Raw genomic sequence first — 12,143 nt, forward strand, 5'->3', positions numbered from 1 at the left:
GCTCTCCTGTGGAATGGCGTGGATTAGAAACGTTGCACGGAAAAACTGTCGAGCCAGGCCGGGGCCTTGCCGGCGATGCAGTCGGCCACCAATTGGCCGGTCGCCCCGGCGAGGGTGAGGCCCAAGTGCTGATGGCCGAAGGCGTAGATCAGTCGCGGCTCATTTGGTGATGGGCCGATTACCGGTAACGAGTCCGGCAGGGAAGGACGGAACCCGAGCCATTTGCGCGCCACCGGTTCGGTCAGGCCCATGACCCGGCGCACATGACGTTCCAGATAATCGAACCGCTCGGGATTGGCCGGGTCGTGGATCGAGCCGAGCTCCACCGTGCCCGCTACCCTCAGGCGTCCGGCCATGGGCGTCATATAGAAGGCGCTTTCCACCGGGCAGCAAGGGCGGTTGAGCAGGGTGTCTTGCAGATCGAACTCGATGTGATAGCCGCGCTCGGTATCCAGCGGAATGTGATCGCCGACCTGACGCGCCAGCGCTGCGGACCAGGCGCCGCCGCACAGTACAACCCGGTCAGCGCGGTAGGTCTGGCCTTCGGCACTGAGCAGATGCAGGCCATCGGTCTGGCGCTGCACGCCGGTGATCGTCGCCTGACGCAGAGCGCCCTCGGCAATCAGCGGCGCCGCGAGGGCTTCGATGAAGGCGCGCGGATCGTCCATGTGCGACGACTCGGGAAACAGAATACCGGCCACGGATTTACCCGCGAGAGCCGGCTCCAGTCGTTCGACTTCTCCCGCGCTCAATACCTGCTGCGCAATACCCAGGGAGCTGCGCAACGCAATGGCTGACTGCGCGCCTGCAAAGCCTTGTTCTGTGCCGTAGGCATAAAGGCAACCGTTGTGATGCAAATGTTGATCGGCTTGCGGGCAGTCGGCCAGCAACGGGGCATAACCGCTGTAGGTGTGCTGGAGTATTTTTGTCAGTGCCAGGGTGTTGGCTTCACAACGTGACGCGCGACATTCATTGAGAAACCGCAACAGCCAGGGCATCAACCGCGGCAAACGCGCCCAGTTGATGACGAAGGGTGACTCCTTCGAAAACAGCAACGACGGAATCGCTTTTAATAGTGAAGGCTGGGCGATCGGCATTACGCCATAAGGCGCCAGGGTGCCGGCGTTGCCGTAAGACGCGCCGGCGGCAATCGCTTCGCGCTCCAGCAGCAATACCTGGTAACCCTGACGACGTAGCCAGAGTGCGGTCGCCACCCCGACGACGCCTGCGCCGATAACGGCAATTTCGCAATGAACTGGCTGTGTCATGTCCTCAGATCCGGTTGTGCATATGGAGATGACCCTGACGCGCCAATTGGCTGATAACACCCAGGGCTTTGACAAGCTGCTCCCGTGACAGGGCAGCCGAGATGTTGATGCGTACCGCTTGCGGCGACAGTTCCGGGCGCAAGGTGAAAGCGCCTCCGGCCAGCAGCACCACGCCGCGGTCCTGACACAACCGCGCAAAACGCGAGCCGGTCCACGGTTCTGGCAGCACCAGCCAGGCGTGGGTGCCGGTGGCGCTGTGCTGGAATTCCAGCCCCTCAAGATGAGTGGCCAGCAGTGACTGGCGGATGCGCAATTCTTCGCGCTGTTCCGACACCAGTTGCTCGGCATGCCCGTCTTCGATCAGTCGGGTGGCGATCAGCGCGGTCAGTGGCGAGGTGCTCCAGCAGTCGATGCGCTGCATGGCGGCGATGTCTTGCACCAACGGCTGAGGTGCCATGACAAAGCCCATGCGCAGCCCCGGCGCGATGCATTTGGACAGGGCCGAAATATAAATCGTCCGTTCCGGCATCAGGGACACGAAGGAGGGCGGCGATTGATCCAGCAGCGGCCGGTATACGTCGTCCTCGATCACCAACAGGTTGGTTTCGCGAATCACCGCTGCCAATGCCTCGCGACGTTCGGCATCCAGGGTAATGGCGGTCGGGTTATGGATCGACGGCACCAGAAACAGCAGCCGTGGCTGATGTTCGGCGCAGGCCAGACGCAAGGCGTCGGGTGACATGCCGCGTGCGTCGGCGTCGACCCCGACCAGAATCAAACCCAGCGATCGGCACAGGGCGTTGATGCCTTGATAGGTCACGCTGTCGGCCAGCACGGTGTCACCGCTGTTGGTCAGGCTGCGCAAGGTATTGGCGATGCCATGCTGTGCGCCTTCGACGATCAGCATCTGACTGGCCTGGGCCTGGACGCCGGTGTGGCGCAGCCATTGCGCGGCGGCTTCACGGGCCCAGAGCGGACCTTCGGACGGGTGATAGTCCTTCATGTCACCAAAGCGTGGATCGCTGGAAAGCCGTGGCAGCAATTGCGCCAGTACCCGATTGAAACCATCGGTGGCCGGGCGGTTGACGCTCAGGTCGACGGTGCCCGGGTCATTGCTCGGCGCCGACTGGAACTGCGCGGCTGGATGCCGGGGCAGGGCGACTTGCGTGCCGCGACCGGGGCGGCTTTCCACCAGGCCTTTTTGCTGCAACACCGCCATGGCCTTGGTCACCGTGGTGATGTTCACCCCCAGTGCACTGGCGAACTCGCGATGCGGCGGCAGGCGCTCGCCCGGCTTGAGCTTGCCGTTGCTGATCGCCTCAGCCAGTGAATCGGCCAATTGGGCGTAAAGGGTTTCTGCTTTGTCGCGCTGCAAAGCGGCACTGGCTTTGAGCTCGTCCAGCAATTGTTCGAATTGACTCATGGCGCTTTATCCCTGCTTGTCATGCTTGTAGCAAGACAATAAGCAAATTTGTATTGCTTTTTATCCGATACAAAGCCCATTGACAAGCTAAAAAACCGTGATTAGTGTGTGAGTTGTAATGCTTGTCATGCAACACAATAAGAAAATGGCTGCCATGCTCAGCCCAACAGGTACGCAGATGACTATCAGAATCGTTCAGCCAGGCACGTCCCGGCACCACCGACTTATCAGCCAGGCAGCAGGCGGCACAGAGTATCCGGTGTGTTGTCCCCCTCGCGCAAAGTCTTCGATGAAATTATCCGGTCGATCGGCACTAGACCATGCAGCGGAGGTCATCCGATGAGCAACGCCCAGCCAACCCATACAAAACCAGGTCAACAACGCCTCAGCGGGGCCTTGCGCCAGCGCCATATCACCATGATTTCCCTCGGAGGGATCATTGGCGCGGGTCTGTTTGTCGGCAGTAGCGCGACGATTCAGGCGATTGGTCCAGCCGCTTTCCTCAGTTATCTCGCGGCAGGCGTTGTAGTGATGCTGGTCATGCGCATGCTCGGTGAAATGGCCGTGGCCTTGCCCGGTGTCGGCTCCTTTACCGAGTACGCCCGCATTGGCCTGGGTAATTGGGTCGGCTTCACCAGCGGCTGGTTGTACTGGTACTTCTGGGTGATCGTGGTGGCGGTGGAAGCGGTGGTCGGCGCCAATATCCTCCAACAATGGATACCGTTGCCGGCGTGGATGATCGGCCTGACGCTGTTGGCCGTGATGACGGCCATCAATTGCCTGTCGGTGAAGTCCTACGGTGAATTCGAATATTGGTTCGCTTCATTGAAAGTCTTCGCGATCATCGTCTTCATCTTTGTAGTCGGTGCCTATCTTTTTGGTTTCGCCCCGAGCACCAGCGCATTGCTGGGTAACCTGGTGAATGACCGCGGCTTCATGCCTTATGGCGTGAGCGCGATTCTGGCCGGTGTGCCGACAGTCATCTTTGCCGTGGGCGGTGCCGAGATCGCGACCATCGCCGCCGCTGAATCCGATGATCCGTCGAAGAACGTGGCGAACATGACCCGTTCGGTGATCTTCCGCGTCATCACCTTTTATGTGGGCTCGATTTTCCTGATTGTCTGCGTGGTGCCCTGGGGCCAGATCGTCGCCGGGCACTCGCCGTTCGTGGCGGCGCTGGACGTCCTGCACATTCCCGGCGCGGCAATGATCATGCAAGCGGTGGTGTTGGTGGCCGTGCTTTCGGCGCTGAACTCGGGTTTGTACGTGTCGTCGCGGATTCTGTTCGGCCTCAGTCAGCGCGGTGATGCACCCGCCAGATTGTCGACCCTCACCGGGCGCAAAGTGCCAAGGGCCGCCGTGCTGTTGAGCAGTGTGATCGGCTACATCGCGATCATGGCGGCAATCATTTCCCCCGAAGGCGTGTTCCTGTTTCTGGTCAACGCTTCCGGGGCGGTGATGCTGTTCGTGTACCTCGCGGTAGCGCTGGCGCAAATCCAGGTTCGTCGTCAAGTGGAAGCCACGGCACCGGCCCGGCTGACCCTCAAGATGTGGCTGTTTCCATGGCTGTCCTATGCTGTGGTGACAGTGATTGCGGGTGTTTTGGTCGCCATGGCCTTTCAAGAGTCCTTGCGCACGCAGTTCCTCGCCAGCCTCGTGAGTCTGGGCGTGGTTTCTGCGGCTTACCTGCTGCTCCAGCGTCGTCGACAGTCAGCCGGCAAGCCTCACGTCAATGCCATCGAGTTGTTGGCGGGGTTGTCGACACGGTCGTGAAGTGCAGGGAAATCGAGCCACGGATGGCGGTTGAGTTGTTTGTCTTGAAACGGTCCAAAACTATAATTTGCCCCACAGGTGATCTATGTCCGACTTCAAATTCGACTCCCAAGGCTTCTCCCGACGCGGGTTGCTCAAGGCCACTGGTTACGGTTCATTGGCCGCCTTAGTGGGCAGTGCGATGGGCCCGATGTCCTTTGCATTTGCCGCCGGGCAACCGATCAAGACCGTGCGCCCTGGCTACCTGACTGCCGCGTGCCTGGGCGACATGCCCTTGGGCGCGCTGCGCGAAGGCGTCCCGGTCGGCACCGATCTGGAATTATTGAAGATCATTGCCGATCGCCTCGAACTCAAGCTCGACGTGCTGACCATGGGCTTTCCGGCGGTGGTCGAAGCGGTGAGGTCCGGACGTGCCGACTGGTTCGGCGGCAACTTCGCCTGGAACCCCATGCGCTCGAAAATCCTGCTGTTGACCGACCCGGTGTTCTATACCGGTGCCTACGTGATCATGCGTGACAACGAGCCCTTCACTACTTCGATTGCCGTCAACGACGTGAAGGGCCGCACCATCGGCGCCATTACCGGGTATTTCACCATCCCGGACATGAAGAAAATCGAGGGCGTAAAGGAGGTCAAACTCTACGACAACACCGACTCCTGCCTGCGCGACGTACGCGCCGGGCGACTGGATTTTGCCGTGCTGGATGCCCCGACCATTGACTACATGATCCTTCAGGACCCAAGCCTGAAGCTCAAACAAATCCCCATGGCCTTCGATGAAAAATTCCCTAGCCTGACTGCCAAGTTCGAGGCGATCTGGGGCGTTCATCCGCAAAACCAGGATTTGTTCGATGGCGTGAACCAAGGCCTGCGCTGGCTCAAAAGCACCGATCAGATCAAACCGATCCTCGCCAAGTACGGGATCAAGAACCCCGACTACCTTGTGCCTCCAATCAAGGACCCGCGCATCGGCGTGGACCGCGACGAGAAGGGCAACCTCATCGGGCCGTTCGAGCACCCGCCACGAGATTTCAGCCAGGCCTTCGCCTGAGTCGACGTCGCGATCACAGTTTGCGTCATCCACTTACGGACATTGCTCATGGCTGAATCAACTCCACTGGTGCGGATCGAGGGACTGTACAAGTCCTTCGGTAGCCTCGACGTGCTCAAAGGCATCGACCTCAACGTACAGCAGGGGCAGAAGATCTCGCTCATCGGGCCCAGCGGCTCGGGCAAGACCACACTGCTGCGCTGCGTCAATTACCTCGAGGAGCCGACCAAAGGCGACATTTACATCGATAACGAACTGATCGGCCAGCGACTGGTGGGCACCCGCAAAGTGCCCATGAGCGACAAGGAGCTGGCACGGATGCGCACCGAGATCGGCATGGTATTCCAGCGCTTCAATCTGTTTCCACACCTCTCGGTGCTGGACAACATCATCCTTGGCCCGCTCAAAGTGCAACAACGCAGCCGCGCGGAAGCGGTGGAACTGGCCGAGGATCTGCTGAACAAGGTGGGCATGTTCGCCAAGCGTGACGTGTTCCCTGAACAACTCTCGGGCGGGCAACAGCAACGAATCGCCATCGCCCGGGCGCTGGCGATGCAACCCAAGCTGATGCTGTTCGATGAAGCTACCTCTGCACTGGACCCGGAACTGGTGGGCGAAGTGCTCACGGTCATGCGCAAGCTGGCGGAGGAGGGGATGACGATGATCATCGTGACCCACGAAATGCATTTCGCCGAAAGCGTGTCCGATCAGGTGATCTTCATGGCCGACGGCAATATTGTCGAACAGGGTCCGCCTCGGCAGATTTTCCGCGAGAGCCAGATCGAACGCACCCGAAACTTCATCCGCGCCGTGCAGGAGCATTGATCGATGTTCGATTCCCCTGCACTGCACAAAGCCATCGAGATGCTGCCGTACTTTTTGAACGTGCTGGGCATCGGTGCACTGACGACGGTCGGCCTGACGGCCGCCGCGTTTGTGGTGGCGACGTTGCTGGGATTTTGCCTGGCGTTGATGCGGCTCTCGCGCAGCCGGGTGCTGAGCCTGATTGCCAGCGTGTACCTGGAGGTGTTTCGCAACATACCGATCCTGACCCAGTTGTTCATCCTGTACTTCGGGTTGACCTACATCGGCATCACGCTGCCGGCGATCGGTGCGGCGATCATCGGTTTTGGCCTGAACGGTGCGGCGATCCTGTCGGAAGTGTTCCGTTCGAGCATCCGCACCATCGACCGAGGGCAAAGCGAGGCGGCGTTTTCCATCGGCATGACCCGGTCGTTGGCGATGCGCATTATCGTGCTGCCCCAGGCGTTCAAAGTGGCGATTCCGGGGATGGCCAACTTCGCCATCGGCCTGCTCAAGGACACTTCCCTTGCCTCGGCAGCGGCGGTTCCGGAGCTGACGTTCAAGGCGAAAATGCTGGTCAGCGAAACCTACCAGACCAACCTGATTTACTTCCTGTTGGCGGCCATCTACCTGGTGTTGAGCCTGGTGCTTTCCCACTGGGCGGCGCGCACTGAACGCCGTCTCAAAGTCGTCAAGGAGAACTGATATGGGCTATGGCGAGTTGTGGGAAGCAACCCATGTCGAGTTGATGGCGGCGGCGTGGGCCACGCTCCAGTTGGCGTTCGGGGCGCTCGTTATCGGTCTGGTCGTCGGTTTGCTGGTGGCGCTGGCGCGACTGTCGAAAAGCCGACCATTACGCCGCGCCGCACTGATCTACATCGAGGTCTTTCGCGGTACACCAGCGCTGGTGCAACTGTTCATCGTCTACTTCAGCCTGACTGAAGTCGGCGTCCAGTTCAGCTCGTTTCAAGCCGCCATGATCGGTTTGGGACTGAACGCCGCTGCGTACCTGTCGGAGATTTATCGCTCGGGTCTGGAGGCCGTGCCCAAGGGGCAAGTGGAAGCGGCGAAGGCGATTGGCATGCCGCATCTCAAGGTGTTGCGCTGGGTCGTGTTGCCCCAGGCGATTCGTATTGTGTTGGCACCCATCGGCAGCGTGGCGATCTCGCTATTGAAAGACACCTCGGTGGCCTCGCTGATCGCGGCGCCGGATTTGATGCTGCGGGCGCAGGATTTGAGTTCGGTGTATTTCATGCCGCTGGAGATCTACATCCTCGTCGGCGCCATCTACTTCGCGCTGTGCTACCCGCTGTCACTCGGTGTGCGTTTGCTGGAGCGCAAGACGAGGCATTGAACCCTTGGCTCGTCCGGTTTTCATCCGCACGAGCAGCGCGGGTTGGGGTTGGGGATGGGCCCTGCGCAATGTTCAATGTGAGGCAAACGGCAGCCGTTCCTTGAACCAGGTCACGGCTTGCTTTTTGAACGCTTCGGCAGGTGGCGTTAACGGGTAGCGCTGGTCATAGGCCAATACGATGCGCTGTGCGGGCAGCTCTTCGCGTATGGGACGACAGACCAGTGGCTGACCATCGTAACTATGGTCGCCGAAGGGCCTGGTGTAGGTCAGCGCCACGCCGAATCCGTTGGCAACGAGACTGCGCTGGAACTCGAAGCTGTGTGTGCGCTGGACGCTGTGGGGCGAGAGCCCATGGAAGTTGAACAGGTCCAGCACGTGCTGCCAGCTGTGGATTTGGTCAGTCACCACCAGATTGCATTCGCTGAGTTCTTGCAAACTGACATGGGTCTCGTTTGCCAATGGGTGATCGGCCGCCAACAGGGCATGGGCCGTCAGCTGGCGCAGTTCGGTGCATTCCATGTTTGCCGGCAATCCCAGGTCGTACGTCAGCGCCAACTCCAGGGTGCCTTCGGCGAGACGCTTACCGAGATATTCGAACCCGCCTTCGCGCATATCGACAGTGACCTGGGGATGGTCCTGCTGCAGACGCCTGAGGATCTGTGGCAGGCAATAAGGCGCCAGGTCCTCATAGCAACCCAGCACCAGTTCCCCGGAAAAGTCGCTGCTGTCAGTCCCGATATCCGAAAAGGTCCGAGCCTCGGCCAAGACGCGTTTTGCCTGAGCCATCACCGTGCGGCCGAAGGGCGTCAGGGACACGCCGAGCCCGCGTTGGCGAACAAACAGTGGCTGGCCGAAAAGCTGTTCCAGCTCGGTAATGGCCGTGGAGATCGAGGGTTGGGAAACGTGCAACTCCTCGGCCGCCAGCGTGAGGTTGCTGTGCTTGGCCGCAGCGAGTGCGTAACGGAGTTGTCGCAGGCTGAACTTCATAAGATTTTCGTAGGTGATAAATCAATACATATTATTTTATCTTAGTTGAGTGTCATGGAATATTTGTCCTGCGCCCACTTTTATTTCTTGCTTGAGGGAGTTTCAGGTCATGACACACAGCCCCTACACCATTAATGAGAAAGACATCGAGGCCTTTCAGCGCGATGGCGCAGTTTGCCTGCGCGGCATTTTCAGTGACTGGATCGAGACCGTTGCCGCCGGTATTGAGCGCAACCTGGCCGAGCCGGGCGTTTACGCCAGCCGATACGTCGAGAAGGATGACAAGCCGGGCGGCTTTTTCGATGACTATTGCAACTGGCAGCGGATCCCGGAGTTTCGCGCAATGGTTGAGGAGTCACCTGCGGCGTCCGTTGCGGCCGCCGTCATGCGGTCGAAATCGGCACAGTTCTTCCATGATCATGTGCTGGTCAAGGAACCGGGGGCGCAGAAAGCAACACCCTGGCATCAAGACATTCCCTACTACTTTGTCGAGGGCAACCAGAACGTCAGTTTCTGGATCCCCGTGGACCCGGTGCGCGAGTCGACGTTGCGGCTTCTTGCCGGCTCACATCGTTGGGATAAAGGGATAAAACCCGTCCACTGGGCTGATCAAAGTGATTTTTACAGGGACGCCGACGGATACCGCGATGCTCCCGATCCGGATTCGGAAGAGGGCATGCAAGTGCTTGAGTGGGAGATGCAACCTGGCGATGCGGTGCTGTTCGATTTCCGGACGGTACATGGCGCCAGAGGCAATGCGTCGGCGCAACGTCGACGTGTGTTGTCGCTTCGCTGGCTCGGCGACGACATCCGTTACATCGAGCGTCCAGGACGGACCTCGCCACCGTATCCAGGGCATGCGATGCAGACCGGTGAGAGACTGCGCGAGGATTGGTTCCCGACGATACATCAAGGAGCTTGAGTTCTACGTTGATGACAATTGTTCGCCACTGACGTGGCGAATACTTGCACTGCCATAACCCTGTTCACTGTGTTGGAGCGTGCGATTGTGAAAATCAAAAAAAAATACCTTACCGCCACACTGATTTCCCTCGGCCTGTTGGCCGGTAGTGCAACGAGTCAGGCCGCCAGTTGGTGCGAGTCGGGTAAACCGGTGAAGTTCGCCGGGCTCAATTGGGAAAGCGGCATGTTGCTCACCGATGTGTTGCAGATAGTGCTCAAGGACGGTTACGGCTGTGAGATCGACACATTGCCGGGCAACTCCATCACCATGGAGAACGCCCTGAGCAGCAACGACATTCAAGTGTTGGCGGAAGAATGGGTCGGTCGAAGTGAAGTCTGGAACAAGGCGGCGGACACCGGGAAGGTAGTGGGTGTCGGCGCACCGATCATTGGCGCAACCGAAGGCTGGTACGTACCGCGTTATGTGGTCGAGGGCGACACCAAACGCAACCTTATACCCAAGGCTCCAGACCTGAAAAAAATCACCGACCTGACTCAGTACGCAGGACTCTTCAAAGATCAGGAAGAGCCAAAAAAGGGCCGTTTTTACAACTGCCCGGCCGGCTGGACCTGCGAGCTGGAAAACAGCGAAATGCTTAAAACCTATGGCCTCGAAGCAAGCTACACCAACTTCCGTCCAGGTACCGGCCCGGCCCTGGATGCCGCCGTCCTGTCGAGCTACAAGCGTGGCGAGCCGATTCTGTTCTATTACTGGTCACCGACGCCGTTAATGGGGCAGGTGGATCTGGTCAAGCTGGAAGAGAAGCCGGGGGGCGACAAAAAGATCAGCATCCAAGTGGGGCTCTCCCGCGTTTTTCATGAGCAAGCGCCAGAACTGGTAGGCGTGCTGGAGAAGGTCAATCTGCCGATCGACCTGTTAAACCAGAACTTGGCCCGGATGACCAAGGAGCACATTGACTCTCCCAAGCTGGCGAGGATCTTCTTCAAGGAACACCCGGAAATCTGGCACACCTGGGTGAGTGAAGCGGCTGCGAAAAAAATCGACGCGACGCTCTAGCTTGTTATAGGGCAGGGACGCCCTTTCCCTGGCCACCGAAGGTGGTTTGGAAATGACTACGGGCTGCTACCGTTTAACCGCGTGATTTATCGAGTAATGAGGCGTGGAACTGAAACGTTCCAGATCGCTTCGCAGATCCTCGATAAGGGTTGCGATTGCATGACCGTTGTTGAGCTGGGCAATGGAGATCCCGGTAACAGTGAGCACTTCTTGATTCGAGGTGCTTTTATAAAAACGAACGGTCAGCGCTGCGGGTGGATCGACAGTGCATTCGCAGCGGGTCGGGAGAAAGCTTTGCTCAACGAGGTGACGTAGTTCTAGAGTCGACAACATGGCGACATACCTCGACGGGAGTCAGCCAAATGACTTTTGTCAGACGTGAGTGAGGAAGCTCCTGAAATAGATGCTTGGCAGGCTCCTTAATCATTTTTGGCCATGAGCCCTGCATTGAGTGTAACCCCCAGCCCCTCTGACGGATTAGACCGTTTTCCTCTGGCTTCCCTGAAAGACGGCGCATTAGTCGTGGTCCATTGCGTTCGGTCGGGGCCTTTTTAGATGAGGGGAGCAAGCCGGCTGCAAGAGCTAGTGGCAGCCGCCACTAACCACAGGCATCTGCTACGGCCTTCGCGGCGCGTTCCATTTCCTGCTTGATGTCAGTGGTTATGCGCTGTTTTATGAGTTTCTGTTCGAGAAACTGCTGGTTTCCCTGGTTTTTTAATTCTGCGTCGGTTGCGGTGTCCTGCGCTTTCAGCTCGGCAGCGTGTGCGTCGATGACAGCCTCAACCTCGGCATCATTGGTGGCACTGTCCAGGGCGCTGACCAATTTGTGCACTTGTGTGTTCTCGGCCTCGGCGTAAGCCTCGACAGACAGTCCGGCAGCCATCGCTCGCGCTCGAACGTCAAGGATTTTGATATGTTCTTGTGCTGCCTTGCACAGCGCATCCTGCCGTGCGCTCTCGCCAGCTCTCCATTCCATAAACACATGCGCACTAACACCCACCACGGCCAGGGTGATGGCGGTACTTATCAAACCAATCGACAAGCCTCTCACACTCAGCAGCCTCAGCGGTCAAGGGAAACACTAGTTCGTGATTATCGCCCGATTCATTCAACGCATCAAAAGCGTAGCAGGGCTGGGCGATGTTGAAAAACTGCTGCCTGTGCCGCTTGCCGTACGTCGTCGCCGGTGAACGTCCCGATTTGCGAAGCGCTCTACCGCAAAACGGCCCTTTGGAGTTGTCGCCATGTATGAAGATCCGAAATCGCAAGCGCTTGCGGCCTGGCAACAATTGCTGGAACTGGCTGACGTTCGAATGACTGCGCAAGAGCAATACGAGGAACTGCTCCGACTTGCAGAGAAGTACCTGAAACAAGGTTTCATCGATCGCGATGAGCGTAAGCAACTCGTGACCGAGGCGACCAAGCGTTATGCGCGGGCAGTGGCAGGCGCGGGCGGCGGGACATAGTTTTATTCGACGACTGTCAGACCTGAGCGCGCTTGC

General features: G+C 58.8%; 13 protein-coding genes. 8 read left to right on the top strand and 5 right to left on the bottom strand.

The window, feature by feature from the left end; translation table 11 throughout:
• Positions 1 to 23 precede the first annotated feature (23 nt).
• Together ACM6IR_RS12600 and ACM6IR_RS12605 are read right to left on the bottom strand one after the other, a co-directional pair.
• On the bottom strand, positions 24 to 1,268 hold the full coding sequence (locus tag ACM6IR_RS12600) for an NAD(P)/FAD-dependent oxidoreductase (protein ID WP_414907993.1): 1,245 nt from the start codon (positions 1,266 to 1,268) through the stop codon (positions 24 to 26).
• Positions 1,269 to 1,272: 4 nt separating this feature from the next.
• The gene (locus ACM6IR_RS12605) at positions 1,273 to 2,691 is read right to left on the bottom strand and encodes a PLP-dependent aminotransferase family protein (protein WP_414907994.1); all 1,419 of its coding nucleotides are present in this window, start codon (positions 2,689 to 2,691) and stop codon (positions 1,273 to 1,275) included.
• Positions 2,692 to 3,030: 339 nt separating this feature from the next.
• Between ACM6IR_RS12605 and ACM6IR_RS12610 the strand changes: the two genes are divergently transcribed.
• The 5 genes from ACM6IR_RS12610 (at position 3,031) to ACM6IR_RS12630 (ending at position 7,673) form a co-directional block, all read left to right on the top strand.
• Positions 3,031 to 4,464: an amino acid permease gene (locus ACM6IR_RS12610; protein WP_414907995.1), complete on the top strand. Its 1,434-nt coding sequence runs from the start codon at positions 3,031 to 3,033 to the stop codon at positions 4,462 to 4,464.
• Positions 4,465 to 4,549: 85 nt separating this feature from the next.
• Positions 4,550 to 5,515, top strand: coding sequence for a substrate-binding periplasmic protein (locus ACM6IR_RS12615; RefSeq protein WP_414907996.1), 966 nt, complete (start codon positions 4,550 to 4,552; stop codon positions 5,513 to 5,515).
• Between the two features lie 48 nt (positions 5,516 to 5,563).
• Complete coding sequence (locus ACM6IR_RS12620) at positions 5,564 to 6,340, top strand: amino acid ABC transporter ATP-binding protein (RefSeq protein ID WP_414907997.1); 777 nt, start codon at positions 5,564 to 5,566, stop codon at positions 6,338 to 6,340.
• Positions 6,341 to 6,343: 3 nt separating this feature from the next.
• Positions 6,344 to 7,024, top strand: a complete 681-nt coding sequence (locus tag ACM6IR_RS12625; protein ID WP_414907998.1) for an amino acid ABC transporter permease — start codon at positions 6,344 to 6,346, stop codon at positions 7,022 to 7,024.
• 1 nt (position 7,025) lies between these two features.
• Entirely contained in the window at positions 7,026 to 7,673 is a 648-nt protein-coding gene (locus tag ACM6IR_RS12630) for an amino acid ABC transporter permease (protein WP_414907999.1), read from the top strand.
• A 72-nt stretch (positions 7,674 to 7,745) separates the two neighbouring features.
• Here the strand turns inward: ACM6IR_RS12630 and ACM6IR_RS12635 are convergent, their stop codons facing one another.
• On the bottom strand, positions 7,746 to 8,660 hold the full coding sequence (locus ACM6IR_RS12635; protein ID WP_414908000.1) for a LysR family transcriptional regulator: 915 nt from the start codon (positions 8,658 to 8,660) through the stop codon (positions 7,746 to 7,748).
• Between the two features lie 109 nt (positions 8,661 to 8,769).
• On the opposite strand from ACM6IR_RS12635, the gene ACM6IR_RS12640 reads away from it, so the two are divergent.
• Positions 8,770 to 9,582 carry a phytanoyl-CoA dioxygenase family protein gene (locus ACM6IR_RS12640; RefSeq protein WP_414908001.1) on the top strand — a complete coding sequence of 271 codons (813 nt, stop codon included), beginning with the start codon at positions 8,770 to 8,772 and terminating at the stop codon, positions 9,580 to 9,582.
• Between the two features lie 87 nt (positions 9,583 to 9,669).
• On the top strand, positions 9,670 to 10,641 hold the full coding sequence (locus ACM6IR_RS12645) for an ABC transporter substrate-binding protein (RefSeq protein ID WP_414908002.1): 972 nt from the start codon (positions 9,670 to 9,672) through the stop codon (positions 10,639 to 10,641).
• Positions 10,642 to 10,707: 66 nt separating this feature from the next.
• On the opposite strand, the gene ACM6IR_RS12650 is transcribed toward ACM6IR_RS12645, so the two are convergent.
• Together ACM6IR_RS12650 and ACM6IR_RS12655 are read right to left on the bottom strand one after the other, a co-directional pair.
• Positions 10,708 to 10,974, bottom strand: coding sequence for a DUF1652 domain-containing protein (locus ACM6IR_RS12650; RefSeq protein ID WP_414908003.1), 267 nt, complete (start codon positions 10,972 to 10,974; stop codon positions 10,708 to 10,710).
• 265 nt (positions 10,975 to 11,239) lie between these two features.
• Positions 11,240 to 11,683, bottom strand: coding sequence for a hypothetical protein (locus ACM6IR_RS12655; RefSeq protein WP_414908004.1), 444 nt, complete (start codon positions 11,681 to 11,683; stop codon positions 11,240 to 11,242).
• A gap of 202 nt (positions 11,684 to 11,885) precedes the next feature.
• Between ACM6IR_RS12655 and ACM6IR_RS12660 the strand changes: the two genes are divergently transcribed.
• On the top strand, positions 11,886 to 12,107 hold the full coding sequence (locus ACM6IR_RS12660) for a hypothetical protein (protein ID WP_414908005.1): 222 nt from the start codon (positions 11,886 to 11,888) through the stop codon (positions 12,105 to 12,107).
• The last annotated feature ends 36 nt before the right edge of the window (positions 12,108 to 12,143 follow it).

This window comes from Pseudomonas sp. IT-P253, assembly GCF_949768125.1.
Classification (GTDB): domain Bacteria; phylum Pseudomonadota; class Gammaproteobacteria; order Pseudomonadales; family Pseudomonadaceae; genus Aquipseudomonas.

Coding starts and splice junctions, on each gene's coding strand:
- ACM6IR_RS12600 (WP_414907993.1), bottom strand. CDS start 1,268: ATGACACAGCCAGTTCATTGCGAAATTGCCGTTATCGGCGCAGGCGTC.
- ACM6IR_RS12605 (WP_414907994.1), bottom strand. CDS start 2,691: ATGAGTCAATTCGAACAATTGCTGGACGAGCTCAAAGCCAGTGCCGCT.
- ACM6IR_RS12610 (WP_414907995.1), top strand. CDS start 3,031: ATGAGCAACGCCCAGCCAACCCATACAAAACCAGGTCAACAACGCCTC.
- ACM6IR_RS12615 (WP_414907996.1), top strand. CDS start 4,550: ATGTCCGACTTCAAATTCGACTCCCAAGGCTTCTCCCGACGCGGGTTG.
- ACM6IR_RS12620 (WP_414907997.1), top strand. CDS start 5,564: ATGGCTGAATCAACTCCACTGGTGCGGATCGAGGGACTGTACAAGTCC.
- ACM6IR_RS12625 (WP_414907998.1), top strand. CDS start 6,344: ATGTTCGATTCCCCTGCACTGCACAAAGCCATCGAGATGCTGCCGTAC.
- ACM6IR_RS12630 (WP_414907999.1), top strand. CDS start 7,026: ATGGGCTATGGCGAGTTGTGGGAAGCAACCCATGTCGAGTTGATGGCG.
- ACM6IR_RS12635 (WP_414908000.1), bottom strand. CDS start 8,660: ATGAAGTTCAGCCTGCGACAACTCCGTTACGCACTCGCTGCGGCCAAG.
- ACM6IR_RS12640 (WP_414908001.1), top strand. CDS start 8,770: ATGACACACAGCCCCTACACCATTAATGAGAAAGACATCGAGGCCTTT.
- ACM6IR_RS12650 (WP_414908003.1), bottom strand. CDS start 10,974: ATGTTGTCGACTCTAGAACTACGTCACCTCGTTGAGCAAAGCTTTCTC.
- ACM6IR_RS12660 (WP_414908005.1), top strand. CDS start 11,886: ATGTATGAAGATCCGAAATCGCAAGCGCTTGCGGCCTGGCAACAATTG.